The sequence below is a fragment of the Bacteroidota bacterium genome (assembly GCA_023957335.1).
In the GTDB taxonomy this organism is placed as follows: Bacteria; Bacteroidota; Bacteroidia; order NS11-12g; family UBA955; genus JALOAG01.
The window spans coordinates 355,192-378,753 of sequence record JAMLHC010000003.1; the positions used below are offsets into that span (position 1 = coordinate 355,192).

34 protein-coding genes are annotated in these 23,562 nt (G+C 38.6%); 30 read left to right on the plus strand and 4 right to left on the minus strand.

Annotated features, from left to right (window positions below):
- Positions 1-83 precede the first annotated feature (83 nt).
- The gene (locus tag M9892_07455; GenBank protein ID MCO5254180.1) at positions 84-428 is read right to left on the minus strand and encodes a hypothetical protein; all 345 of its coding nucleotides are present in this window, start codon (positions 426-428) and stop codon (positions 84-86) included.
- Between the two features lie 4 nt (positions 429-432).
- Complete coding sequence (locus M9892_07460) at positions 433-1,074, minus strand: hypothetical protein (protein ID MCO5254181.1); 642 nt, start codon at positions 1,072-1,074, stop codon at positions 433-435.
- A 99-nt stretch (positions 1,075-1,173) separates the two neighbouring features.
- Here M9892_07460 and M9892_07465 point away from each other — a divergent pair, with 99 nt between their 5' ends.
- The 11 genes from M9892_07465 to M9892_07515 are packed head-to-tail and all read left to right on the plus strand — an operon-like array spanning position 1,174 to position 7,307.
- Positions 1,174-1,392, plus strand: coding sequence for a hypothetical protein (locus tag M9892_07465; GenBank protein ID MCO5254182.1), 219 nt, complete (start codon positions 1,174-1,176; stop codon positions 1,390-1,392).
- Between the two features lie 38 nt (positions 1,393-1,430).
- Positions 1,431-1,577: a hypothetical protein gene (locus M9892_07470; protein ID MCO5254183.1), complete on the plus strand. Its 147-nt coding sequence runs from the start codon at positions 1,431-1,433 to the stop codon at positions 1,575-1,577.
- A gap of 16 nt (positions 1,578-1,593) precedes the next feature.
- Positions 1,594-1,884, plus strand: a complete 291-nt coding sequence (locus M9892_07475; protein MCO5254184.1) for a hypothetical protein — start codon at positions 1,594-1,596, stop codon at positions 1,882-1,884.
- A 5-nt stretch (positions 1,885-1,889) separates the two neighbouring features.
- Entirely contained in the window at positions 1,890-2,084 is a 195-nt protein-coding gene (locus tag M9892_07480) for a hypothetical protein (protein ID MCO5254185.1), read from the plus strand.
- A gap of 6 nt (positions 2,085-2,090) precedes the next feature.
- Positions 2,091-2,294, plus strand: coding sequence for a hypothetical protein (locus M9892_07485; protein ID MCO5254186.1), 204 nt, complete (start codon positions 2,091-2,093; stop codon positions 2,292-2,294).
- A gap of 19 nt (positions 2,295-2,313) precedes the next feature.
- Positions 2,314-2,997 (plus strand): hypothetical protein, encoded by a 684-nt coding sequence (locus M9892_07490; protein ID MCO5254187.1) that lies wholly within the window; start codon positions 2,314-2,316, stop codon positions 2,995-2,997.
- Positions 2,998-3,019: 22 nt separating this feature from the next.
- On the plus strand, positions 3,020-3,292 hold the full coding sequence (locus tag M9892_07495; GenBank protein MCO5254188.1) for a hypothetical protein: 273 nt from the start codon (positions 3,020-3,022) through the stop codon (positions 3,290-3,292).
- Positions 3,282-3,545: a hypothetical protein gene (locus tag M9892_07500; protein ID MCO5254189.1), complete on the plus strand. Its 264-nt coding sequence runs from the start codon at positions 3,282-3,284 to the stop codon at positions 3,543-3,545. Before M9892_07495 ends, M9892_07500 begins: the two co-directional genes overlap by 11 nt.
- Complete coding sequence (locus M9892_07505) at positions 3,523-3,969, plus strand: hypothetical protein (GenBank protein MCO5254190.1); 447 nt, start codon at positions 3,523-3,525, stop codon at positions 3,967-3,969. Before M9892_07500 ends, M9892_07505 begins: the two co-directional genes overlap by 23 nt.
- A gap of 2 nt (positions 3,970-3,971) precedes the next feature.
- Positions 3,972-4,205 carry a hypothetical protein gene (locus tag M9892_07510; GenBank protein MCO5254191.1) on the plus strand — a complete coding sequence of 78 codons (234 nt, stop codon included), beginning with the start codon at positions 3,972-3,974 and terminating at the stop codon, positions 4,203-4,205.
- A 24-nt stretch (positions 4,206-4,229) separates the two neighbouring features.
- Complete coding sequence (locus M9892_07515) at positions 4,230-7,307, plus strand: CHC2 zinc finger domain-containing protein (protein MCO5254192.1); 3,078 nt, start codon at positions 4,230-4,232, stop codon at positions 7,305-7,307.
- A 19-nt stretch (positions 7,308-7,326) separates the two neighbouring features.
- Here the strand turns inward: M9892_07515 and M9892_07520 are convergent, their stop codons facing one another.
- A complete protein-coding gene (locus tag M9892_07520) occupies positions 7,327-7,758 on the minus strand; it encodes a DUF5618 family protein (protein MCO5254193.1) in 432 nt (143 codons plus the stop codon).
- Between the two features lie 28 nt (positions 7,759-7,786).
- Complete coding sequence (locus M9892_07525; protein MCO5254194.1) at positions 7,787-8,218, minus strand: DUF5618 family protein; 432 nt, start codon at positions 8,216-8,218, stop codon at positions 7,787-7,789.
- A 481-nt stretch (positions 8,219-8,699) separates the two neighbouring features.
- Between M9892_07525 and M9892_07530 the strand changes: the two genes are divergently transcribed.
- The 19 genes from M9892_07530 (at position 8,700) to M9892_07620 (ending at position 22,773) form a co-directional block, all read left to right on the plus strand.
- Positions 8,700-8,915 carry a hypothetical protein gene (locus M9892_07530; protein ID MCO5254195.1) on the plus strand — a complete coding sequence of 72 codons (216 nt, stop codon included), beginning with the start codon at positions 8,700-8,702 and terminating at the stop codon, positions 8,913-8,915.
- Positions 8,916-9,033: 118 nt separating this feature from the next.
- Positions 9,034-9,297 (plus strand): hypothetical protein, encoded by a 264-nt coding sequence (locus M9892_07535; protein MCO5254196.1) that lies wholly within the window; start codon positions 9,034-9,036, stop codon positions 9,295-9,297.
- On the plus strand, positions 9,278-9,526 hold the full coding sequence (locus tag M9892_07540; GenBank protein ID MCO5254197.1) for a hypothetical protein: 249 nt from the start codon (positions 9,278-9,280) through the stop codon (positions 9,524-9,526). Before M9892_07535 ends, M9892_07540 begins: the two co-directional genes overlap by 20 nt.
- 93 nt (positions 9,527-9,619) lie before the next feature.
- Positions 9,620-9,985 carry a hypothetical protein gene (locus M9892_07545; protein MCO5254198.1) on the plus strand — a complete coding sequence of 122 codons (366 nt, stop codon included), beginning with the start codon at positions 9,620-9,622 and terminating at the stop codon, positions 9,983-9,985.
- Between the two features lie 55 nt (positions 9,986-10,040).
- Positions 10,041-10,451 (plus strand): hypothetical protein, encoded by a 411-nt coding sequence (locus tag M9892_07550; GenBank protein MCO5254199.1) that lies wholly within the window; start codon positions 10,041-10,043, stop codon positions 10,449-10,451.
- Positions 10,452-10,677: 226 nt separating this feature from the next.
- The gene (locus M9892_07555) at positions 10,678-12,282 is read left to right on the plus strand and encodes an IS1182 family transposase (protein ID MCO5254200.1); all 1,605 of its coding nucleotides are present in this window, start codon (positions 10,678-10,680) and stop codon (positions 12,280-12,282) included.
- Between the two features lie 88 nt (positions 12,283-12,370).
- Positions 12,371-12,577 (plus strand): hypothetical protein, encoded by a 207-nt coding sequence (locus tag M9892_07560; protein ID MCO5254201.1) that lies wholly within the window; start codon positions 12,371-12,373, stop codon positions 12,575-12,577.
- A gap of 70 nt (positions 12,578-12,647) precedes the next feature.
- Entirely contained in the window at positions 12,648-13,136 is a 489-nt protein-coding gene (locus M9892_07565; GenBank protein MCO5254202.1) for a hypothetical protein, read from the plus strand.
- 274 nt (positions 13,137-13,410) lie between these two features.
- Positions 13,411-13,611 carry a hypothetical protein gene (locus tag M9892_07570; protein MCO5254203.1) on the plus strand — a complete coding sequence of 67 codons (201 nt, stop codon included), beginning with the start codon at positions 13,411-13,413 and terminating at the stop codon, positions 13,609-13,611.
- Position 13,612: 1 nt separating this feature from the next.
- Positions 13,613-14,206 carry a hypothetical protein gene (locus tag M9892_07575; GenBank protein ID MCO5254204.1) on the plus strand — a complete coding sequence of 198 codons (594 nt, stop codon included), beginning with the start codon at positions 13,613-13,615 and terminating at the stop codon, positions 14,204-14,206.
- A 16-nt stretch (positions 14,207-14,222) separates the two neighbouring features.
- Positions 14,223-17,852: a hypothetical protein gene (locus tag M9892_07580; protein MCO5254205.1), complete on the plus strand. Its 3,630-nt coding sequence runs from the start codon at positions 14,223-14,225 to the stop codon at positions 17,850-17,852.
- Positions 17,842-18,474: a hypothetical protein gene (locus M9892_07585; GenBank protein ID MCO5254206.1), complete on the plus strand. Its 633-nt coding sequence runs from the start codon at positions 17,842-17,844 to the stop codon at positions 18,472-18,474. Before M9892_07580 ends, M9892_07585 begins: the two co-directional genes overlap by 11 nt.
- A gap of 65 nt (positions 18,475-18,539) precedes the next feature.
- The gene (locus M9892_07590) at positions 18,540-19,247 is read left to right on the plus strand and encodes a hypothetical protein (protein MCO5254207.1); all 708 of its coding nucleotides are present in this window, start codon (positions 18,540-18,542) and stop codon (positions 19,245-19,247) included.
- A 122-nt stretch (positions 19,248-19,369) separates the two neighbouring features.
- Entirely contained in the window at positions 19,370-19,762 is a 393-nt protein-coding gene (locus tag M9892_07595) for a hypothetical protein (protein MCO5254208.1), read from the plus strand.
- Between the two features lie 3 nt (positions 19,763-19,765).
- The gene (locus tag M9892_07600) at positions 19,766-20,068 is read left to right on the plus strand and encodes a hypothetical protein (GenBank protein ID MCO5254209.1); all 303 of its coding nucleotides are present in this window, start codon (positions 19,766-19,768) and stop codon (positions 20,066-20,068) included.
- Entirely contained in the window at positions 20,065-20,919 is an 855-nt protein-coding gene (locus M9892_07605; GenBank protein ID MCO5254210.1) for a hypothetical protein, read from the plus strand. The genes M9892_07600 and M9892_07605 overlap by 4 nt, the downstream gene beginning before the upstream one ends.
- Before the next feature lie 4 nt (positions 20,920-20,923).
- On the plus strand, positions 20,924-21,097 hold the full coding sequence (locus M9892_07610; protein ID MCO5254211.1) for a hypothetical protein: 174 nt from the start codon (positions 20,924-20,926) through the stop codon (positions 21,095-21,097).
- 8 nt (positions 21,098-21,105) lie between these two features.
- A complete protein-coding gene (locus M9892_07615; protein ID MCO5254212.1) occupies positions 21,106-22,062 on the plus strand; it encodes a hypothetical protein in 957 nt (318 codons plus the stop codon).
- 3 nt (positions 22,063-22,065) lie between these two features.
- The gene (locus tag M9892_07620) at positions 22,066-22,773 is read left to right on the plus strand and encodes a glucosaminidase domain-containing protein (protein MCO5254213.1); all 708 of its coding nucleotides are present in this window, start codon (positions 22,066-22,068) and stop codon (positions 22,771-22,773) included.
- The last annotated feature ends 789 nt before the right edge of the window (positions 22,774-23,562 follow it).

The window sequence follows — 23,562 nt, forward strand, 5'->3', positions numbered from 1 at the left end:
AAACATTACCAGAACAGGTCACCAAAATTGATGACCTGTCTCGTTCAGTAGCGGGGACAGGACTCGAACCTGCGACCTTTGGGTTATGAGGGTTCGGATTGTGTTTTATCATGTTGGTTGTCAAGGAGTTTTAAAATGTTTTTTTGTAGGTTTTCAACGTTTTTTTGCAATTCTGAAAAAGTAACAACCTCGTCAATATTGGGCGTGGAGAGTGCACTAGACAGCAGTTTAGTGTCGAGGCTGATTTCCAGCTGAAGGAACTGTGCAAGGGTAAGGGTTTGGTTACGGAGCATTCGGGTAATGCTCTTGGGGTGTACTTGCAGGATTTGGGCAAGCTGAGTATTGCTCACTCCGTGGTGGTATAGAGCCACGTGCAACCTATCGTAGATGATTTGGGTTACTTGCAATATTTTTTCTTCTGTATTCATTTAGTTATTCTAATCTAATAAGTCCAATAATGAGTGCGATTCCGGTGATTTGGTTTTTAGGAATATCAAATGGGTCATATTCCTTGTTTTCGCTCACAGCGAGGTAGTGTTGTGGTTTGGCGGATGGTTTGAGTCTTTTGCACAGCAGACCTTGCTCCTTAGTAGCGAGGATATGTGGTTTGTTCCACTGCAGGAAAGTTGCATCATGGAGGATTTTGCAGGCTATTATATCCCCTTTTTTGTAGAGTGGTTCCATGCTGTCTCCTGTGATCGGGAGCATAAAGTCGGCTGATGCAAACTCTGGCACAGCGTAGTTGCCCAGCACATCGCTTTGGCTGATGGCAAAACTCTCGTTGCCAAAGCCTGCCACTGCCTCCACTCCCACCAGAGGAATACCTGTCCGGGTTGCTCCGCCAAGTCCGTTTTCGGACTCAGACAAAAGCATATTTCCTTCTCCGGTGATTAACCAGTTGGGGTTTATTTCGGGAAAAAATGATAAGATATTTTCTAACTTATCTACTCCAATACTTCTTTTTCTTTTTAATTGAGATGCAAAAGCTCCATTTGAATAACCAATTATTTCTTCAAATTTTTTAATGCTAATCCCTTTGTAGTCAATGAATTCTTTTATTCTTTCTAGTGTCATAAATTTTGAATTTAGAAAATATTCTATTTATTTCTTGGTTAATAGAAAATATCTTATTTAGTTTGCACCGTTCAAGGTACAGATTTAAAAAACGAAAGTATGTCAAAAAATAATAAAAACAACTACAGCCCCAAGACTATTGACTTCTTGCACCGCAAGTATGGATTTGGGATGAATTATATCCGTGCTTGCATCCGAGGAGACCGAACCGGATTAATCCCCAAAAAAATCGCAGACGAATACCATGAGATAGAATCTCAAATTGATGAAATAATCAAAGCTGAAGAAAATGCGGTGAGAGAGAATTTTGAATTATGAATTGTGAAAAAAATTACTATATAAAAAATACATACGAAATGAATGAGAAACTATTTATGAAGGATTTTCCAAGAAGAATGAAATTTGGAAATAACCGCAAACTAACTCGAGGCAGAAAAAACATCCAAATCATCCACTATCGAGACGACAAAGGAGTGATGAAAACAAAAAAAATTAATCACTAATTAAAAAAACAGCGAAATGAAACAGAAACCAATTTTTGATTTAACAGTGTCTGAGGATAGGGTTTTAATTATGAATCCTGATAATAATTATGATGCATTTTTACTTAAGATAAACTTCCCGATTTTGGGGATTTATGCAATCAAGTATATAGATAGATATGGAGTTTCTCGTAGTTGGATTGACCGCAAGGGGTTGAACTATTTTGAGTGCTGTGGTATTCTCAAACTATTTGCAATCACTCCGCCAAGCTTTGACGAATTATGTCAGGAATTGAAAATCAATATAAAATTAATCACTAAAAAATAAAAGTTATGAATGCAAAGGATCATCTCAAATTAATGAAGTCCGGATTTTCAATAATCCGCGCGGACATGTTCAGACTCCAAATCAAGATTAAAAGCGGTATGCAAGACTATCGAATTTTGGAAAAAGGTTTTGCAAGCAAAGCCGCTGTCGAACGCAGAATGAAAGAATTACTCAAAGATGATATGACTGTGGAAGATTAAGGAATTATGAAACTTCAAGGCAGCACAATTATATTAGGAACAAAAGATGAGAGTGAAATATTTGCTAAAGGAATGATGCTCGAATATCTTGCTTTTTCCGAAATAATACCTCGACTCATAAAATATGACATAACAGGTCATTTGGAAGTCGAATTCATTAGACAATCTGATGCAATAGAAGCATTACGATTTATTTCAGATAATACCTAACCACTAAAAAAACAATCCAATGACAAAAACAAATATAACTAATCGCTCAAATATAGTTTGCCATCCAATTCCATTTTCAACTGAAATGGTGCAAGCTATTTTATCCGGAAGAAAAACACAAACACGCAGAATAGTCAAACCACAACCTGATGATGATGGACTTTGGAATGATACTGATTTTCCTCGATCAGTTCAAAGCACTTTAAAAGGTTGGAACGGAACAGTTTTAGAAACTGGCGAAAGCAAAGAATGGAAATTTCCTTATGGTCAAGTTGGTGACGTGCTTTGGGTTAGAGAAAGTTTTTATAAAACTACTGTTAAAGGACTAAATGAATATTTTTATAAGGCTGACGTAGAAAAATTAGGATGGAAATTCAAATGGAAACCGCCTATGTTTATGCCTAAAAAAGCTTGTCGCTTGTTTCTCAAAATAACGAAAATTCGCTGCGAACGCCTTCAAGATATAACATTTAATGAATCTATTGACGAAGGAATCTTGCCTTTAGAAAAGTCATCTTCTCAAAATGAACAACTATATTTTGATTATTCAAAACCAAAGCAATTATTTATAGATGGTTTGCCTCCATTTTGGTCATTCAATTCTCTTTGGTGTTCAATTAACGGAGCTCAGAGTTGGGATGAAAATCCTTTCGTTTGGGTGATTCATTTTAAACAAGTAGATCGTCCTGAAAATTTTTGCTAACCATTAAAAATAAACCAATCCAATGACAAAACCAATAATTATCACCGCACGCCAAGCCAAACTACTAACCAACATTTCTGCTAACCCTGTGATTGAAAGCTGGACCGAGTCCGGGGCTAAATACAAACCTTTCAACTCTGATTTGATAAAAGTCAAAAATGCAATCGAAAAACTGAAGCTGCACAAAACCAGAACCAATGATTCTGATTTGATTTGTGTATATACCGAACAACTCCACGAATACATTCAGCTTGCCAAAATAATAGAACTAAAAATCAACGACAATGAGCAATAATCTGGCTAATTTACTCAAAGGACTCAAAACTATTGTGGATGCTGCAAGCAGCATCAATGAGGATTTTGCGCAGTCAAGGCTGGACGAAAAAATCAATGGGCTGAAACTGGAAGCACAAAAAAGACAAAAATTAGTACAAGAAAAAATTCAGTATATCCTAGACAACGGCTCTGTTGCCGACTGGGTGGAACTGGAGAAAATATATCAAATAATTAAAAACAGAAAGAACAATGGAACTACAAAGAATCAATGACCACATTGCCCTTTTGGTGGTGCAGTATCCGGATGCAAACAAACGCATCGAGCTGGAAAGTAAGTCTAAAAAAGAACTCCACTCCAGATTGGAACTGGCTGTTATCAACGAAACTTCAAGACTGTTTAGGCGATATGCTAAACATCGTATGCTGTGCTATCAGCATTTGCTCAAAAAAGAACCAAACAACCCCAGAGCTTCTGAGTGGAGGCTGATTGTGGTTCGTTGCAACAAAATCTATAATGCTTTCTCCGAAATATGGCTCACTCAAAGCTTTGCTTTCAGAAACTGGGATATAATCAACCGCGAAATGGACTTTTTGCTCAGTATTTTGAGTAAACACAAACCCACTAAGTGGAATGACATCATCAGCTCTACTGTAGAGTTTGTTAAGTATGTGAGAAATCCGCTGTATTTTAATTAAGTATGATAAATTTTAAGGAATATACTCATTTGGTCAATATGTATTTGTCTGCTAAGGACAAAATCCACCAATCTATGGAACAAAAGTTAGAACAATCTGGAGAAATTGAGCAGGAGCTCGCTGAAGAGTTTGAACAAAAGTCTAATAACAAACTTGCTGTTTATGTGGAACTCGGAAAACTCCTTGCTATAGCAACCAAAAAGGTAAGAGAAGAAAACAACTGGACTGAAGAATAAAAGACTAAAAAAAACAGAAACCGAATGAAGAAAGAATTTATCCTTAATTCCGACCAAATTAAGTCGGAAGCTGAGATGAGATTTGCCGAATTAATCGAAAAAGATACAAATCAAAGTTTTTCGAAACAAGGAGCCAGCCTCTACATGAAATGCCCAAACTGCGACCGTGAGGGCAAAGGCAAGGGCTTGAATTATAGCCCCAAAAAGGAAATTGCAAAATGCTTCAGCTGTGATTTTACAGCCAGCAATCCTATCAACTATTTGATGAATCTGCACCAATTGGACTTTGTGGAAGCTCTCAAAAAAGCTGCAGAACTACTCAATATTCCTATTGAAACAAGCAAGTCCGAACCGGATGCACCTTCTACCGGCAGAAAACAAAATGCCAAAGTGGATTTTTATGAAACACAGCTACAAAACAGCGGTCTGACATTAGAGGACGTTCAGAGCAAACTCAAAATTGATGACAGCACTACGCAAATAATCAACCGCTATTCTTCCGGATTCTACGACATTCACACAGGGAGTATAGTGCCAGGCGATGACATGATCTTGCACTACATCACCTTGGACAGAACCCGAACTACCTACTACAAAAAGAAATACAGAACCAAAGAAGCCTACGGCAAACCTATTCCTCTATACAGAGTTAGACACCAGTTCCCTGACCAGCATTTGGACAAAAAAGGTGCTCCCAAAAAATATGAATCTCCCCTTGGTAGCGGTGTACAAGTGTGGTTGCCGGACCAACTAATCCAAAGGTTTGAAAACCGCCAAAGCATTGAGACATTATTCATTGATGAAGGCGAAAAAAAGGCAGACAAATCCACCAAGCACGGACAGTTTAGCGTGGGTATAATGGGCATTAGCAACCTTGTAGAAAACGGCAATCTGCACCCCGATTTTAGCAGGATTATCACTACCTGCGGAACTAAGAACGTGGTTTTTCGCATGGATGCAGACTGGCAAACTAAAATAGGCAAAGGCAACAATGCAGAAAACTCTGTGGACTACCGTTCCCGACAGTTCTTGGCTGCAATCCGTACTTACAAAAACCATTTCTACGCTTTTTATAATAACGGAATCGAACTCAAAATCTATTTTTCCTATATCAAAGAAAATACTACAGGAGAAAAAGGAGTAGATGATTTGCTGATGGGCAGGCTCAAAGGCAAAGAAGAGCAACTGAAAATCGACACCGAAAAAGCAATGACAGATCCAAATGGCACTGGCGAATTTGTGGACTGCATCGACATAACCGGATATTCAGAACAAAAGCTAAAGGAGCTTTTCCACTTAGAGAGCATTGAGCGATTTGTAGATTTTCACAAAGATAGAATCAAAGCAAACGGTGAAGAATTTTTCTATTCCGGAACAAAATACAAGCTCATTGAAGATGATCCCGGATACGAACTTGCCCAGCCCCTTTCTCCGGAAGAAAAATTCTGGCAAAAACATATTACCAAAGAAAACAAAAACAATCATGACCGCTTCCACATTGATTTTAACAGATTTCGAATTTTCATGCAAAACAACGGAATCGGCAGAATTACCACACAGGAATATCCATATCAACACCAGCTTGTGAGAGCCTTTTATGACCAAAAGATTGTAAACAAAATTGCTACATTAGAAATATTTGATTGGATAATTGACTTCCTGAACGCAGCCGGTGAATATGAAATTACAAATTATCTTCAAGGGAACGACCGAGTGCTCTCGGATAAGAATCTGGAACGTTTAAAAAACTTGGATGATCGAGTAAATTTTTTGAAGCCAACCAAGAGCAACGGCTATATGTTTTTTGAAAATGGTTTTTGGGAGATTACCAAGGACGGAATCAAAGGTTATGACCGACAATCCGCCCCCGGATTTATTTATCGCGAACAATTAATAGCTCAAAGCCCAACATTGCTTGGCAATATTCCGAGGTTTCAACAAATCAGACCGGATGTTTATTCGCTCCGGAACAAAAAAGAAGGAGAACAATTTATCCAAGAATTTGACTTTGCAGCTTTTTTGAGAAATACCGGAAATTACAAAGACAGAACTATTCCCTATTCCGAATGGACAGAAGGCGACATGACAAAGCTCTACACCGAAATGTTGCACAAAATGACCTCTATCGGCTATCTGATGCACAAACATTTTAACCCGAGCGTTGCCAAGGCAATTTTTCTGACAGACAACAAAGAAGACAGAGAGATAGGACAAAGCCACGGTAGAAGCGGAAAATCGCTTACATCCGAGTTTTTACGCACATACAAAGAAGTTTTTGTGATTGATGGTCAGGCATCGGACGTGGACAAAGACAAAAACCTCTTTGCAGGTGTGAGCGAACAAACGGACATAGTTTATTTTGACGACATGAAGCAGAATTTCCCGATAGAGCGACTTTTCACACCCATCACCGGAGTTTTCAAAGTGCGTGAAATGTACAAAGACACAGCAGAAATCAAACGAGAAGATGCACCCAAAATATTGATAAGCTCCAATCACAGCTTGCGTGGAGTTGTGGACAGTCCGTCTGCCCAAGACAGATTGCATTTTGTGGGTTTCTCAGATTATTATAATGCAGAATTTCGCCCTTCAGATGATTTTGGAAGGCGTTTCTTTGACGAATGGGATGGCAAGCAGTGGAACATGTCTGCAAACTTCGCTGGAGCCTGTTTGCAAGCCTATATCGAGCATGGGTTAATCACTATTCAAGATGAAAGAATCAAGCTAAATCAGTACAAAACAGAGCTTGGAGCTGCGTTTTGGGATTGGGCAACAGGTTATTTTATTGGCAACGATGCTACTCCTTTTGGACCAGACAAAAAGATTGCCCGGAAGGATTTATTTGATAATTTTTTGGATGCTTTTCCAAAGGAAAAAAAATGGATTGACAGCAGAAAGTTTAAAGAGAAGCTATTCAAGTTTTGTGAGTTAAAAGGCATAGCGGTAAACCCTATGTATCCGCGCTATGAGGAACGCGATGGAGTTCGTTCCTTAAAACATGACTGGGGAGGAAGGCTTATAAGTGGCGGGGTGGAATATTTCTTCTTTGAAACATTAGAAATGTTCAAAACCCGATTGGGGCTTACAAAAGATCCTTTTTGAAAATGTTATGAATGAGAAATTAAGCCACTCTTTTGGCTACCCACTCGATGATGTTTTCTGCATATTCAAGTCCAAGCTGAGCGGTTGGATATCCTAATTCACCATCATATCCCATCAATAAATGCAAATGATTGTACCCAGAAACAAATTCCTTCAGAACTGTTTTGTTATGCTTAGCCAGATATTCTTTGTACCAGTCAATATCCATTCTTTGTTTTTTGGGTTTGGGTGGAACAATAGCATCTAATGCAACTAAAACCCCATTCCATGCGGTATTACCTGCCATTTTTACATATTTAGGATCGTTGTAAAATCTGCCTTGTTTTTTGGCTTTGTCTTTCAGAATTTCTCTGGCATTCTCAATATATCGCATTGCCTCTTTGATTGCCGGATGCTCAACTCCATGCAGTGAGATTTTCTTGTTTTTCTTAGTTTTAGAAGTGGTTTTCATGTTTACAAAATAAGGAAATGGAGTATTTTTAAGCCACTCTTTTGGCTACCCACTCGATGATGTTTTCTGCCATTTCAAGCCCATTTTGTGCTGTTACGTAACCCAAATCCCCATCGTAGCCCATGTACAAATGCATGTAATTATACCCGGAAACAAACTCCTTCAGGACTGTTTTGTTATGCTTAGCCAAATATTCTTTGTACCAGTCAATATCCATTCTTTGTTTTTTGGGTTTGGGTGGAACAATAGCATCTAATGCCACTAAAACCCCATTCCATGCGGTATTACCTGCCATTTTCACATATTTAGGATCGTTGTAAAATCTACCTTGTTTTTTGGCTTTGTCTTTCAGAATTTCTCTGGCATTCTCAATATATCGCATTGCCTCTTGGATTGCCGGATGCTCAACTCCACGCAGTGAGGATTTCTTGCTTTTCTTAGTCTTGGAAGTGGCTTTCATGTTTACAAAAATAAGAATAAACAACTAATAAGGCACAGTAGTAACCATATTTAACTAAAAGGGAGAAAAGACCGGCTGTTTTCCTTTTCTCCCTTTTGCCTTTTAAACCCTGCGTTTTTTACCCCTCCTACACCCCCAGAAAAAAGAGAAATAGTGCGTTTGTGGAATTTTTTAAAAAAAACTCCGGCACAGGAGGAACAGTTTCTCTTATATTCTTTTTTTTTAATATTAAAATAAAAAAGAGGATAGTAAAAAACTGTGCAACTGTGGAAGGAATTCCAAAAGCCTTGACATTAAAGGCGTACAAATCGCCACAGTTTTGCCACAAATCGCCACAGTTCGCCACAGTTTAGCAGAAAAAAAGGCTAAAAACAGGGTTTTCAGGTCCTAAAAATAGTTTTTGGAAGATGAAGTTTAACTGTTTTTTACTTCTTTTAGTTTAATTTTGCGGTACTAAAACATCTAAAAAATAAAAGCTGTTATGATAACAATCAGATTAAGCACAAGAACAAAAGCAGGAAAAACAATACTGGAACTGGTGCGATTGCTTTCTGCAACAGACAAAAATATTGAGATTATTGAGGGGGATAAAGAAAAATCACCTTATGACCCGAAGTTTGTGACAAAGATTAAGAAGGCTGAGCTAAGTAAAAACAGAACACGGGTAAGCTCCAAAAACCTATGGCAAAGTATTTAATATAACCACTTCACTATTCTTCTAATTTATTCCACATTTTTCCCAAAACTGGGAAAAGATTGCTTGTAATCGCGGAAACTTTATTGTTTCTTTGTACTTTTAAATGTTACTAAAAATAATGGATCCTCTCGAAATAGAAAGCAAAACTCCATTCTGGGTGTCCACCAAGGTTTATCAGGTGCTTTTTGATGTAAACTACAAAACAGCTTGGCGAAATGTCAGCGCGATTGCCAATTCGCTCGAAGTGAGAAGGACTAAACCACAAATCACCTGGCAAGAACTAGCAGACGATTTGATGTCCGGTAAAACCGAATATGACCTGCGCAAACTTTATCTTCAGAAATTAAAACCATCTTCATATAATGATACAAATCACAATTAACAAACAGGAAGATTATTCCAATCTGGTGGCTTCTTGGGTAGAGCTGGAAACAATTTTACAAACCTATAAATACCAAGGTCAAGAATCAGCCATTCCACACCTGAAAGAACTGACTAAAACCATTGACCGCAGCATCACAAAAATGAGTAAAGTCAAATCAGAGTGGGTTAAAATCAAATCCAATTACAGAGCCGAAATTCAAGCCGAAATTGAAAAGGCAATGAAGTAAGAACGCCCATTCCATTCCGTCCGAAAAATATTACTGGGATTACGTGCCGCAGGTATGGTGTCGTGCCGTGTAAAATGAACTAAAATATCAATTATGCAGGAACAAAATAAAGAACCTAAACTTTTTGAATTACCCGAACAGCAGGCATGCACTATACCTGATGTTAGCAAACGTTTAAGAGCGTTGGAAAGACGGGTATTTCTTTGGGGTGCAGAAAGTGAAGCCGATAAAAAGCACTTCAAGCAGCGAATTACTGATTGGTGTAAAGAACCGGAATACACTATCAGCCTGACAAAGCTATGTTGGGAAATGACTTGGGAGCGAAACGATGAAGGTAGAACTTGTAAATACTTATACTTCAATGAGCGTTCTCAAAGACTTTATTTAGATAATGATTTCTTCGAGTGGGTAAAACTTATTACCGGAGAGATTGAGCGTGCGTTGGAAAATGTTTGCTAACGTTTTGCAGCTACCCGCAGAAGGGGATTTTAACCACTAAATTTAATACGAATAAATGAATAATCAGTTAACCGAAAAACTGTCAGACGAAGCACAAAGCCCCCTTTTGCGGGTAGGTGATGTTACCGGTAGTTTTCATGCTGCCGTTTACCAATCTGTGAAAGGTTTGCTTTATCGCCAGTATTATGATGTCAATACTGATAAGCTGACAGACCCTTGCATTAATTCTGATACTGCTGTGAATGCACTTAACAAAGCTATTCGTTTGGGTGGTGGGCACACATTACGTCCACATGTAGGTAGTTATTGGTTATTTGAATATTCTACGGGAATCAAAGCAAGTTTATGCCGGTCAGAAGGAGAAAGAATTATTAACGAGAAAATAAGCCGTTCGTTACTTATTAGAATAGCGGAGCAGTGTTTGTATGAATTTAGAGGCCAAAATCTACAATTGTCGCTCTTTTAAAATTACCGGTAACGTCCAGCCCGCTTTGCGCAGGCAGGGCTTAGAATTACTAACTTTCAAAACTTGATACAGATGAATAGAAATACAAATGCCGATACTACCACGTCAAGCGGTGGTGAGAACAAGCCCATGTACCTGTTGCACGACTCAAAAGTAAAATAAAAATTAGAATACAAAAAATGTCATAACAATTTGATAATTAGTTAAATATGTATATTTTTGCACTATGCAGGGACATAAAAAATTCAATCCGCAACTCTTTTACGAACTCAGCTTAGACGGCTTGGTTCCTCAAGACAATTTCTACCGCAAAGTAAACCGTGAATTAGAGTTTGGATTTTTATATTCCGAAACCAAAAAATACTATGGTACAGAAGGTCAGCAGAGCATTGATCCGGTAGTTTTCTTTAAGATATTATTAGTTGGCTATTTGAACAATATCAACAGCGACAGGGCTTTGCTTCGCTATTGCAGCAACTGCTTAGATGTGCGATTGTTTTTAGGTTACGACTTGAATGAAGAGTTGCCTTGGCATTCCACTATATCAAGAACAAGACAGCTATTGGGCGAAGAAGTATTTCTGGAATTGTTTCGTAAAATACTTTCAAAATGTGTAGAAAAAGGGATGGTACGCGGCAAACGCCAAGCAGTGGACAGCGCCTACATTAAAGCCAATGCCAGTATGGATAGTTTGGTAGAAAAGCTTGTGGTGAGCGAAGTCGAATCAGAAGTATTGGAAGATGCCTCCGCCTTTGTAAAGGAACTGGAAGAAAACAGTGAGTTTAAGGTAACAACAGAAAGGAAAAAGTTGGTAGAGCGGCATCACAAATGGAAAGAAGAAGCCTACAAAGGCATGCCCGGCAACACCAAGAGCGAGCGCAAAGATGAAGACGGGGAAGAAATACGCCCTAAATTCCTTTCCAACCACACGCATTATTCACCCACCGACCCGGATGCGAAAATCAGTGTAAAACCGGGCAAAGCCAGGCAACTGAATTACGCAGGACAATTAGCCGTTGATGATGCCCACCATGTGATTACAGGCGCTTGTGCCAGCACTGCAGGGAGTAAAGACAGTGCAATTTTTTCAGAAGTAATGGACCAAACCATAGAGAACTTTGAACAAAATCATTTGCAGTTAGATGAAGTTTTGGCTGATGCCGGTTACAGCAGTGGTGAAGCATTGCAGTATTTAGAAGAAAACAATATCAATGCCTACATCCCAAACTTTGGTCAGTACAAAGCAGAACGAGAAGGATTTATTTACAACAAAGAACAGAACCAATATGAATGTATTAAAACAGGCGGCAACAAAGCCATACTCACCTTCAAAGGCATTAAAACCGATAGCAAAGGATATCAAAAGAAAGTATATCGCAGCAGCGAAAGTAGTTGTGGGAAATGTCCTTTGCGGGAAGCTTGTTGTGGCAAGGTAAGTAAGTTCAAGAAAATCGATGACAGCATTCATAAACCGCTCTACGACAAGATGCATGCAAAGCTGAACAAAGACAAAAACTACACCCGTTTTCTCACCAAACGCAGAAGTAGCACGGTAGAACCCGTTTTAGGCACACTCATCAACTTTATGGGCATGAAAAAAGTATATGCACGGGGCATGAAAGCAGCCAATAAACATGTATTGATGGCAGCTTTAGCCTACAACCTGAAAAAACTATTGAAATTTGTGCCTAAAAAAGTCCGGAGCAATGCCCAAGAATTAGCAGTTCCGCAAGGAATATTCGGGTTTATTGAAAACACGCTGCTCCAAATTGAAATAAGTCTTTTTAGCGCCACCCAAAAACACAGCTATTTTTCTCCGCTCCTCAACTAAACCTTGCTTAAATCGCTTCTAATAAAGCCGTTTTTTAGGCGTTTTTGATACTGGTTTGCTTAATGAGGTGGTTGTGCAACGGTTACCCATGTTAGCGGCTGGGCTTAGTTTCAGAGTGCCGAAGCTGACAAGGGAACAAAACCGAATACTTGAAAAAATCATTGAAGGAGCGGAAATACAAGTTGACTGGGAAAACGATCAGTATGTATATACGCTATGCGAAGGTACTGGCGATAGTTCAACTGTTCGCAGAAATACATTTCTGCGACTTAAAGAAAAAAGAATACCAATATAGTTATGCCTACTATTTTTTGCATTTGAATAATTATAATACATTTGCAACGTTCTCATTTAAGAAAAAAGACATGCACCTATTAACAAATCTAAATAAAGAAAATCATATTGAAACAAACGAATGGTTTGAGAAGATGATTTCAGAGCTAAGGGTAGATCAGTTGTTGATTGAGACAGATGCACTTGAAAAACAGAAAAAGGAGCTTTATAATGCTCTTATTTCTGGTGATCAAACTTTTATGCATAATTATGCCAGAAAAAGCAGTTCAGCTTTCTTTATAGAAAAACTAGTTGGAACTTACTTACTTGAAATACTTGCAATGAAAGCTGTACCAAAGCGCTTAGCAATGGAGCTCTCTAATTCGAAAGTATTGATTTGGGCTGAAATTAATGATGATGACGAAAAAACTGAAGATGGACTAATTCTTTCTGCGGCTAAAGTTAATTATGAATTTTCTAAATATGGATTTCATGTATCTTCTACTATTGTGGAAGAAAGTGACAATTTAAATATTCCCTCTCACTACAAGGAGATTTTAATTTCTAAAAAATTAGATTAAATAATATTGGGTACCTTTTCAGAACATCTAAACCAATCCCAGAGCAATTTACAATTCTTATCTAAAATCAATTCATCAACTGATAATTTTAAGGTATCAATTTAACTCACTTTAAATTGGTTTAACCAAACCTCTTTAATCTTTTTTCCCTCCTTTTTTAGCACAAAATCAAACTTTATTTGGTAAAATTCACCCAGAGTTCCCGTTTTATCCCATTTTCTTCCAAGCATTAAAAAAATGCCGCTGAAATTTGCTCTTCATTTCACGTAAATAAATGAGTAAAGATTCGATTAAATCAGTTTTATATGAACATTCAGAAGAGATTGTAGGAGTTATGACAGGTGCCGGTATAAGCATGGGCTTTGTGATTAACGAGCTGATGCACATGTTTTTTGCTCTGATTACTGTTCTCTTTTCAGTTCTCATTAGTGTTACCGTAAAGAACTGGTTGAAAAATAAAAGCCAAAAAAAGTAAAATGAGCAAAAATGCATATATTATAGGTGGAATTATTGCAGTTTTATCAACTGCAGGATTTTTTGCTTACCGCAAAATCAAAAGCTTTTTGGACAATTTTGATTTTGAATTTAACGGCAAAAGTGGGCTAAAAATCAAAGGAATAAGCGGAGTTTCCGGACTTAATTTTCTATTAGGCTTTACCCTGATTAACCCCAGTTCTTTACAAATAAAAGTCAAGAAATATCTTGCAAGCTTATACATTTGGGACGGTACTCAGTGGGTTTTCTCTGGAAAAGTTGACACACCAATAGACTTTACAATCAAAAAAGGAAAAACTTCAATCGAAGTACCTTTTACACTCAAACTTTTATCCCTTCCGTTCGCTCGAATCCCGGATTTATTGAACGGAAAACCGGTAAAATACAAATTAGAAAACACTTTTAAGGCAATGGGATTTTCTTTCAAAGAAGATTTTGAAGGTGAAATTTCTATTCCTTCTACTGTTACCAGTATAATGCAATCACTAAACCTAATTAAAGGAATCGGTGGCGCACCAAAGGAAATTGCCTATTCAAAAACGTATGCAGACGCACCCAACTGGATGTTAAATTAAAACAAAGAAACAACCGATGAGACTACAAGTATTAGGATATACAGCAAGCGGAAAAAGGAATATCAAACCCGGATTTGAGTTTGACTATTTGTTTCCGGCTGCCGATAATTTTACAAAAACAGTAAGCAAACAAGCTGACGTGTATTTGACCGTCCAAACAATGGCTTCTGTTTCCCAAAAATACAAATACCAAACAGAAAAATTAGCTAAATACCTTCAAAGTATTTCTCCAACGAAAAAAGATCTGTGTAAGAATATTTGGAAGTTTATCTACGATCATATCCAATACGAAGGAGATGATGACAATGAAATACACCCAACCGAAAAGGTGCGCACTCCTGCTCGTTTGTGGGCAGACAGAGCCGGTGATTGTGATTGCTACGCACTCACTATCTCCACCATTTTGCAGAATTTAAAAATCAAGCATTATGCCTGTGTGGTGAAAATGTATGGCAGGACCAATTACCAACATGTTTACATAATTGTTCCAAAAAATCCTGCAACTTTTAATCCGGATAGAGACAAGAATAATCCTTCTACTTTCTATGCCATTGATCCAGTGATTGACCAGCCTTTGGAAGAACCAAAGAATGTAACATACAGGTTTCTAAAAGATTTCACAGAACGTGAATATACTCGTGGCTATAACACTATTGGCAGTGCAGATAGACACTACGATTTTGGAAAAGAATTTTTAGGATTTGGACAATCTGCACGAACCCTTGCAGGCGTGTGCAAAACTCCGGAACAAACTGCAAAAACATATATTGCAATTACCAATGACCTTTTTGAAAGGGTAAAAATCCACCTATTGAATACCATTCAAAGGTTAGAAGAAAGGAACTTTGATGGAAAAGAATATGCAATTTCAACTCTAAAAGAGTTTGCAGACAACATCCATGACCCGGTAAAAAGAAAAGAAATTCACGACAGAATCCAAGCAGATTTGGAAAACCCAGAAAACCTTGGAAACATATTCAAAAAAGGATTCAACTGGGCTGTTGGAGTAGTTAAAGGCTTTTTAAATGAAGTTGAAGCTTTGTTAAATAAAACCAAGGATCTAATCGTAAAAGGTGCTAAATGGCTCGGGGAACAGGTGGCTGCTATTGCAGATTTTATTTTATCTCTGAGTCCTATATCCGCATTGGTCCGCAAGGCTGTTCTCAAATTAATCAGAAACAATACCGGTCGTATATCTGAAAAGCTCCGATGGGCTTTTGCAACAGACTATCAGTTAGAAATAGCTTCCTTACCTCCAAAAGCAAGAGAAGAATCCCAAGCTAGAATGAACAGGGTTATGAAAGCCTGGGACAAAGTCAAACCAAGGGGAGGTGATTTAGACGAACACAGAGCCGAATTGGTTTCTGCGATTTTGACAGCTGCTCCGCTCCCGGAAGAGGTTTTAACTGAAAAAAACTATGCTATGGGAGTAGTTGGAACAAACTTTCCTATTGATGCCAACCGAAACTACACTTTTTATGAGTTAGCAGAAGAGGGGCATATTCGATTTGCAATCAATCGCGTTCTGGGCAGCTTATATGGATATGATCCCTGGTTTGAGGGGGTAAGTTGGAATTTTCTGTCTGGGGAGTATCCCAACAAAGCAAATCAGAAAAAAGAAGTGGATGTGTCAATGAGAATCATTTCTTTAACATTTCCGCCTTCTAATGCAGGTACATTTCTAGCTTTAGAACGCAACGATGGATATGTTTTCGTGTATTGGTTAGATTTAAAAAAGAAGTCTTTAAACTACTTCAAAAGCATTACAAAAGGACAAGCATTGTACAATTCACAAATCACAAAAGCAGCCTTATATATGGCTGCCGGTGGAATTTGTGGCTATAAGGCTAATGAGCAAGATGCCCTTGACATGGAAAAACAAATAGCACAGGGACATATAGATTGGAATAATGCCGTGTATAACACTAATTTTATGGTAGAGGGAGCAAATGACCATGCCATTGCAGAAGTAGCAATGGATGCTAATATGCAGCGATATTGGGACAGAGCCATCGAACCGGACATTAATGACAAATCCTTTTTCTGTCTGCCCAGAAATGATGGTTGGGATCAGAAAACAGGCAAACCTAAGGCAGATGGCGGAGGGTGGGCTATGATTTACCGCATGAACAAAAAACCGGAAGATTTTAAAAACATGTACGACAAAGCTGTATATCCCGATGTTACTTTCGACTGGAACTCACCCAAAACAGGGACTAACCCTGATCATCCTGAGATGAATGATGTAAATCGAAATTTGCAACGAACCAAAACTCCAAGATTTGAATATTTCAAACAAATATCCATGAAAGATTTTATGGCATATTTGAATTCCGGCAAAATTGAAGTAACCCCTAACGGTGCCTTTTATTACATAGCAAGCTCCAAAGAAGTTTTCGAGCACCTCAGATTCAGGTATCAATATACCACACCTCCGCTGCCTGACACCCCTGCATCAGTTGGTCCTTCTAAGACCGATTACGGGAGCAGCGGTGGACAATCATCAACGTCAACATCAAGTCCGATTGTAATCACAACTACACCATCAAATACAATTGGACCTATTACACAAATAAATAGCGGGAATATTCAAACAGTCCCTTACAGTGGACAATCGAGCGTTTTCACTTTTGGCGGATTAAACGGCACTCAATCTCGTACCAGAAACCCGCATCCATACAATTCCGGTGTGGCTGGCTTATATACACCTGCTTATGTCAGAGCTGCCTGTGGATGCAATAACAACACAAAAGGATTAGGTTTTATTGACCCAATGACTTTGAGTATTCTTGCTAAAACAGGAATGGGATTGTTGCAAAATTTTCAAGAAAAATGTAAAGCAAACAATCCTGATTTTGTGCCACCGGTTGGACAAAACGATGCAGTAACAGAAGAAGAAGGATTCATGTCAAGTGGATTTATATTAGAGAAAATGGATTTGTTGTTTAGCAAAAATCCGGGATTTGCAGAAGAATTAAAAAAGAGCAATCCTTCCACTTCAGGATCTTCACTCCAACTGGAGGATGTTGGAGAAGAGCTTGGTAAAAAATACGATCCTAATAATTATAAAACATCCGAAAGCGTTGATAAAAAAATCAATGAAATTCAGAACAAATACAACATAGGCATTGGGGACATCATGCAATATATGAATCTCATTACAGACGATCATCAAAATGCCTATGATGGTGCCGAAGGTAAAGAAGATGTTACCAACCTCGAAGGCTTGGAAAGTTACAGCGGTAAAAGCATACTCGCAAAATGGTTCACGTGGCTTCGTGATATGTGGCACAAGGTATTTCCACCACATACATGGCTCGGGAAATTGGGAACTTTCATATATGGAGGTCTTGCTTCTATCACAGACAAAGTCTGGGATGTTGTAAAAAAAGCATTCGGATGCAATTCTCGCGAACTTGCCCCAGAAACTCCACCGGAGAAGAAAAGCTATACAGGTTTGATAGTTGGCGGAGCTGCTGCACTTGCTGCAGGTTTCTTCTTGCTCAGACCGGTAAACAATAACAAAGCACTACCACCCGACCCTAAAAGTGGGCTAAAAGGAGTAGAAGAAAAACCTCAAAACACAAAAATCAATCAATACAGACCAAACAAAAAATTAACCAAAATTATCAATTATGGACTATAAGTTTAACAAAGAGACAGCAGTGTCTAACCTCAAAACAGCAGGGGTTGTAACGGTAGCAATTATCAGTGCAAACATCGTTAAAAAGTTGCTGTTAGATGTACCAAAAGACAAAGAAAAAGGACTAGTTCCGGACAACATCTATGTGAACGCAGGAATCGCTGCAGCTTCATTAGCAGGTGCTGCACTGGTTCAAAACAACCTGCTTTCTGTTTTTCTTGGAGGTATTGCTTCTTTCTTCATCATCAGAACCATTAACTTAGCCACAGCAGAGAGCAAAGTAAAAGGTTTAGGAGATGACGAACCGGGTGAAGATAAAAAAGAAGAAAAACCGGGTGAAGATAAAAAAGAAGAAAACAAATTCAAGAAAGCACTCCGCGACTGGATGCCACAACTTGGAGCAGTTTCTGACCCAATTCCGGGCGACAATGCCGACCAAACCGAAATCGAAAGAATTATGGCAAGAGCTATGGCAATTCCTGTTGACACACCAGAGCCATCCGCTCCGGTTAGGCAACTTCCTGCACCGGCAATTGAGCCATACAGTGTTGGCGGTGTAGCGCAAGGTGGCTACGCCCTGATGGGAATCGGGAATGTGAAACAAAGTGCTTGGGCAATGTCTTAATCATTAATCACAATTCAAAAATCAAAAAAGTAAAAAATTTAATTCAAACATAAAAAGTTAAAAACATGAGTAATTTATTAGTAGGCGAACAAGTTTTAAGAAACGCAATCGCATCAAACCCACAAAAGTACGGTGCAATCAAATCAGCTCTTGACCAAGGAGTGAAAACCGTAAGACAAGGAATGCATTACTTCGGCAGAAAAGTAGCTGTAAACAGCGACTTGGGCGGAGGAAGCACAATCAACCTCATCAGAACTGAGGACGTTAAGAAAGAAGGAGTTCGCTCCATAGACAAAGGAAAAGTTCCTGCAGGTTCTATCTTTGTTGCTGTTGGATTTATGTTGGAATATGCAACTCTAAGTGCAAGCTCCGGTAAGGATGCTGACGAAGTGTTGTTTAGCAACAAAATCTACAATCCACAAGATACAAATTTTGTTGAAGCTGAAACCACTAGTGGTACCGAGTATGCCCTTTCAGTTGCAAAGCAAAGAATTCCAACCAAAGTATTGAACTCTGAAATTACTCTGAAAAGAGGAAACAACACTTATTTCTTTGGTCTATTCCAAGACTGCTGCAAAGAGAACAGCATTGATCAAGTGATTGGAACCGGATTGAACAACGCTTCTGGCGTAACGTTCCTTCCTTCTCCTATAATCTTTGATGATGAAGCTTCTTTGAAAGCTGAAATCTTGCTTCCAGTGAATGGAGCTGCAGGTACCGCTGACCACTTCTTCAGAATTCGTTGGTACGGATTTGAAGTAGCAGACATCTAAGACAAAGGTTTCTGTTTTAGCCAACAAATTAGGGGCAAGGCGGTATGGAGTTAAACCATTACTCCTTACCGCCCCTTTTTTGTTTTTTACTTAAAAATCAAAAATTAGAATTACACAAAAAAATGAGCAAATTAACATTTAAGTACGTAACCCAGAGAGTTACAATAGATACCAGTACTGCTGCAGGATTAAGAGATTTTTCATTCACCTTGGATAACGAGTTTAGCCATGCTACAGAAATGTACATGATTGAACGCAACAATGGCGGAGATGCATCCGACTACAGGGTTGGAGTTAGACAAGAAGGCGGTCTGCAGATTCGCGAAATCATGCCAAAAGAAGCGTATCAGTCCCAAACCAATATAGCCATTGCAGACAGATATGTCCCGCTCGGAAACTCACTCGAAGCCAAAGGCAGAAAAGTAGTTGTCTCAGTCGAAACTTATGATGAAACCAGTGATGAACTTTCTTTTGACATTGTTTACAAATTAGAAAACCTAGCGGAAAACTGTTAAAAAATGTGTGTCAATCTGCAATATCAAGCGGTGCTGCAAAGCCAAACTTACACCGGGTCTGACGAAGGAACTACCTTGCCTCTAAAAGGATATTTCAATATCAAAATAGAAAACGAAGGTGATGTAGATGCTCTGTTATTCAACAACTCTGTGAGAGTTAAACCGGGTATTCCTGTTTGTTTAGGGATTGAAAATGTACAGTTTGGGCAGGACACAGTTTTGCGATTTGCACCCGACACCGGAGACAAACTCATTCGCATAACCAAATACAGTTTACAAGACAAAGAAAGCGGTTGTACAATATGACAAGTGAATCACTGACATTCAACGAGTTTATTATGAGGCATGGAATGAATCCCAATGCCTATATAGATATTTATTCTCAAAATTCTCAGCGACTCACCACCAACCCTATCAAAGTGTCCGGACTTAATACAATATCCGATTTATCCGAATACTCAGAAAATGGTTATAGTGTAAATGTCAAATTATTACAACGTTTGGCAAACCGATATGAGCCTAAAACAGATATAGAAATACGCCTGTCAGATGTACCTGCTCCAATCAGCTTGGGCAATGCTTCTGAAGAGAAAACTCCCATTATTCCAAAGAAAAACATGAACGGAAACCAAGGAACTACCGAATTATTGCAGTTCATAATTGCACACAAAGACACCGAGATTGAAAGACTTCGCAGAGAAAACGATTCTCTGACCGAAAGAAAAACAAAGCTCGAGGACGAAAACAGAGACTTGCGCGTGGATGTTGCTACTCTCAAAGCCAAAAACGAAATTGAACTCTTAGGTTCTAATTTACAACACAAGCAAACTCTTGGAGGCATTGTAGAAGATGTTTCCAAACCGGAGACCATATCTGCCATTGCAGATTTGGTTGCTGCAGTAAAAGGAATTGGTTCTCCTGCTCAAAACGCTTTGCCTTCTAACACAGAAAACATAAATACTGAAGCTAAAGAAGCACTGGCAGCAATCAAGGAGATAATTCTGCAAATAACAAACGGAAAACACTCCCTGAACCCGCGCTACCAAGATGCGGACACCTTAGACAATATGCTTCAGCTGTGCTATGTTTTTGCAGAACATCCGGAGATGCCGGGGCAATTAATTGAACATTACAGACAACAAACTAATCAGGAATAGAAACATGAAAATAGAAATCGAAGTACCGGCAGCCAAAGGCAGTCCACAGGCTATTGCAGCAATCGAAACTATTGCAGCAAACCTAACTGTCCAAAACCTTTTTGCAGTAGCAGAAAAGCTAAAAAACAATGCAGACAAAGTAAACAAGAAGCTCCCTACCGGACTTAAATTCATATAAACCCACAAATGCCCGAAAACCAAATTCAACATAGCAACAAAAGTCCCTTAATCATTAACCCACAGACTGCTGTCAGCCTTGGCATTATGGCAGTAGCTGCGGTTGGGGTTTTTGGTGCTTATAAAGTGATGCAGAAAATCGTTGGCGAACCGGGCAGATTCGGACAAGGAGGTGCTTCTTATGAGAATGAAAAAGATCTACAAAAAGAAATAGATAATTTAAAGACTGAAATCAAAAAAGAGGAAATCCCTCTGAATCCTATTGCTTATAAAACTATTGCAGATGCAATTTATTCCGCCTGTGTGGATGCTGCAGCCCCCATTTCTTTTACTTTTCGTTCCACCACTTTTGCAAAAATTGTTGAACAATTAAAAGGGTTAAAAACGGAGGAACTTAAACAAGTAGTCGTTGAATTTGGAACCAGACCAAACATTTTAGTATTTGGAATTGAGTATGGAGGTGGAGGTTCTATCTTTGATTGGTTTGTTAAACTCTTCAATAGCGACCAACTCAATGCCCTGCAGATAATCTTTGCATCAACCAAACTATGGAAAATGCCACAATTTCCTGTGCTTTCTCTTTTTGGAGCAAAACAAAATAAGGAGAATGCCAAAAGATGGCAACCATGGCTTAATGCCAGCGGAAAAGCTAACGGACAATCCTTTTCTTCTTATGCCTATCCTATAGCAGGAAATACAATGGACATGTTTCTATATGATTACAACACAAAGAGAAGAGTAGATGCATTCAGACCATCCTCATACACAGAATCCTTCTCAATAACCCTGACCTCAAACCCTGCACTAACTTTTGGGGCTCAATTTATTTTAACCAAATTCAACAAAAACATAATAGGGATCAATTCTAAACAAAACCTAAACGGAAAATCATTTTGGTTGGATACCCGCTATTTTAATCAATATGCTCCCAGTCAATCTTTTTTAGACACTTATAAACTTAAATAAACCATGGCAACTCTTAGGACAGACAGAAAATTTTTAGCAGATAATGTTGCAGACGTGGTAGTTGCCAGTGCGAATACCGGAGTTTTTCCGAGCGTAAAAATGGCGCAGGCAATTTTGGAAACCGGTTGGGGAAAAAGTGATCATGCAAAATCTAATATCAACAATTACTATGGAATCAAAGCAGATCCTTCATGGAAAGGAAAAGTAGTCAGTAGCGACACATCTGAAGTAGTGAATGGGAAAAAACAATCTTTTACCGGAACTGGTAAAATATACAAAAATAGAGATGTAGCAATTGCAGACGGTGCAAGTACTGTAACGCTCTTTAGGGTGTATAGCACTGCAATGGAAAGCCATGCAGACCACATTCATTTTTTGAAAGTTAATTCACGCTATACCAACAATGGAGTATTTTCTGCCACTACAGCAGAAGCACAGGCACAGGCACTGCAAACCGCAGGTTATGCAACTGCCACAAGCTATGCTTCCACGCTCATTCAAATCATCAATGACAATGGGCTCAAAGAGTTAGACAACATGATGGCAAACCCTTCTACACTCAAAGAATTAGTGGCAGAAGTAAAAAAAAAGTCCTCCGCGGAGGTAGAGCTTCAGGAGGATATAGTACAGCAAGTGGAATTGGAATTGCCTTGCTCGCACTCGGGCTGCTCTGGAAAAATTATGGTCAAATTAGAAATAAAGCACAGCTGAAGAAATGATCATGCACTTATCAAATAGGAAATCAAAATTAGAAACAACAGAGTGCCAAAAGGCATTCACTTGTGCAGGATATACCGATGAATATCCTCTGTTGCTTCGAGCGTTTCGGGTTACCGGGACAGCACAAGTTTGTTTTTCCGTAGAGAGACCCTCACACTTTTTGAACTGCAAAAATACAAATTATAAATTAAGCAATAGCAACAAAAAAACCGCTTCAGTGAGCGGTTTAAAAAGCAATACACTTTATAAGGGTTGTGTTTTAAGCCATACTGCTTTTGATTGGAGGTTACCGGTTTCTGACACAACACACATAGCCGTAGATAGACCTCACATTATGGGTGCAAAGATAAGAAACTTAAAAAGAAAAAAAGCAATGTGCTTTAATCGCTTGTACTTTGAGCCACATTGCTTTATGAAAGTCGGAGGTTACCGGATTGGTACAAGGCAATTCACCGTAGATAGACCTCACATTATGGACGCAAAGATAAGAAAAAAAGGATGAAAATATTAGAAGATAAAAAAAAGAAGATTTGTTAGGTAGTCCACGCGAGGGTAATAAAACCTCTCACTCGTGGCATATACCACCCAGCAAATCTTCCACCACAAAGATAAACAAAAAACATACCAAAAAAACAAACATTATGGCAAAGAAAAAAGTAACAAAAAGCAAATCAACTCCCAAAACCGGAGTAAAAGCAAACGGACAATTAAAAAAAGGTTTTCGCTATGCAAAAGGCGGAAAAGTTGTAAAAGCAAAAAAGAAATAATCTCTCTCGGTCA

Coding starts and splice junctions, on each gene's coding strand:
- M9892_07455 (MCO5254180.1), bottom strand. CDS start 428: ATGAATACAGAAGAAAAAATATTGCAAGTAACCCAAATCATCTACGAT.
- M9892_07615 (MCO5254212.1), top strand. CDS start 21,106: ATGCCCGAAAACCAAATTCAACATAGCAACAAAAGTCCCTTAATCATT.
- M9892_07610 (MCO5254211.1), top strand. CDS start 20,924: ATGAAAATAGAAATCGAAGTACCGGCAGCCAAAGGCAGTCCACAGGCT.
- M9892_07510 (MCO5254191.1), top strand. CDS start 3,972: ATGATAAATTTTAAGGAATATACTCATTTGGTCAATATGTATTTGTCT.
- M9892_07545 (MCO5254198.1), top strand. CDS start 9,620: ATGCAGGAACAAAATAAAGAACCTAAACTTTTTGAATTACCCGAACAG.
- M9892_07500 (MCO5254189.1), top strand. CDS start 3,282: ATGAGCAATAATCTGGCTAATTTACTCAAAGGACTCAAAACTATTGTG.
- M9892_07470 (MCO5254183.1), top strand. CDS start 1,431: ATGAATGAGAAACTATTTATGAAGGATTTTCCAAGAAGAATGAAATTT.
- M9892_07550 (MCO5254199.1), top strand. CDS start 10,041: ATGAATAATCAGTTAACCGAAAAACTGTCAGACGAAGCACAAAGCCCC.
- M9892_07540 (MCO5254197.1), top strand. CDS start 9,278: ATGATACAAATCACAATTAACAAACAGGAAGATTATTCCAATCTGGTG.
- M9892_07565 (MCO5254202.1), top strand. CDS start 12,648: ATGCACCTATTAACAAATCTAAATAAAGAAAATCATATTGAAACAAAC.
- M9892_07505 (MCO5254190.1), top strand. CDS start 3,523: ATGGAACTACAAAGAATCAATGACCACATTGCCCTTTTGGTGGTGCAG.
- M9892_07465 (MCO5254182.1), top strand. CDS start 1,174: ATGTCAAAAAATAATAAAAACAACTACAGCCCCAAGACTATTGACTTC.
- M9892_07515 (MCO5254192.1), top strand. CDS start 4,230: ATGAAGAAAGAATTTATCCTTAATTCCGACCAAATTAAGTCGGAAGCT.
- M9892_07535 (MCO5254196.1), top strand. CDS start 9,034: ATGGATCCTCTCGAAATAGAAAGCAAAACTCCATTCTGGGTGTCCACC.
- M9892_07600 (MCO5254209.1), top strand. CDS start 19,766: ATGTGTGTCAATCTGCAATATCAAGCGGTGCTGCAAAGCCAAACTTAC.
- M9892_07530 (MCO5254195.1), top strand. CDS start 8,700: ATGATAACAATCAGATTAAGCACAAGAACAAAAGCAGGAAAAACAATA.
- M9892_07525 (MCO5254194.1), bottom strand. CDS start 8,218: ATGAAAGCCACTTCCAAGACTAAGAAAAGCAAGAAATCCTCACTGCGT.
- M9892_07605 (MCO5254210.1), top strand. CDS start 20,065: ATGACAAGTGAATCACTGACATTCAACGAGTTTATTATGAGGCATGGA.
- M9892_07555 (MCO5254200.1), top strand. CDS start 10,678: ATGCAGGGACATAAAAAATTCAATCCGCAACTCTTTTACGAACTCAGC.
- M9892_07590 (MCO5254207.1), top strand. CDS start 18,540: ATGAGTAATTTATTAGTAGGCGAACAAGTTTTAAGAAACGCAATCGCA.
- M9892_07575 (MCO5254204.1), top strand. CDS start 13,613: ATGAGCAAAAATGCATATATTATAGGTGGAATTATTGCAGTTTTATCA.
- M9892_07560 (MCO5254201.1), top strand. CDS start 12,371: ATGTTAGCGGCTGGGCTTAGTTTCAGAGTGCCGAAGCTGACAAGGGAA.
- M9892_07495 (MCO5254188.1), top strand. CDS start 3,020: ATGACAAAACCAATAATTATCACCGCACGCCAAGCCAAACTACTAACC.
- M9892_07585 (MCO5254206.1), top strand. CDS start 17,842: ATGGACTATAAGTTTAACAAAGAGACAGCAGTGTCTAACCTCAAAACA.
- M9892_07580 (MCO5254205.1), top strand. CDS start 14,223: ATGAGACTACAAGTATTAGGATATACAGCAAGCGGAAAAAGGAATATC.
- M9892_07620 (MCO5254213.1), top strand. CDS start 22,066: ATGGCAACTCTTAGGACAGACAGAAAATTTTTAGCAGATAATGTTGCA.
- M9892_07475 (MCO5254184.1), top strand. CDS start 1,594: ATGAAACAGAAACCAATTTTTGATTTAACAGTGTCTGAGGATAGGGTT.
- M9892_07570 (MCO5254203.1), top strand. CDS start 13,411: ATGAGTAAAGATTCGATTAAATCAGTTTTATATGAACATTCAGAAGAG.
- M9892_07595 (MCO5254208.1), top strand. CDS start 19,370: ATGAGCAAATTAACATTTAAGTACGTAACCCAGAGAGTTACAATAGAT.
- M9892_07485 (MCO5254186.1), top strand. CDS start 2,091: ATGAAACTTCAAGGCAGCACAATTATATTAGGAACAAAAGATGAGAGT.
- M9892_07460 (MCO5254181.1), bottom strand. CDS start 1,074: ATGACACTAGAAAGAATAAAAGAATTCATTGACTACAAAGGGATTAGC.
- M9892_07490 (MCO5254187.1), top strand. CDS start 2,314: ATGACAAAAACAAATATAACTAATCGCTCAAATATAGTTTGCCATCCA.
- M9892_07520 (MCO5254193.1), bottom strand. CDS start 7,758: ATGAAAACCACTTCTAAAACTAAGAAAAACAAGAAAATCTCACTGCAT.
- M9892_07480 (MCO5254185.1), top strand. CDS start 1,890: ATGAATGCAAAGGATCATCTCAAATTAATGAAGTCCGGATTTTCAATA.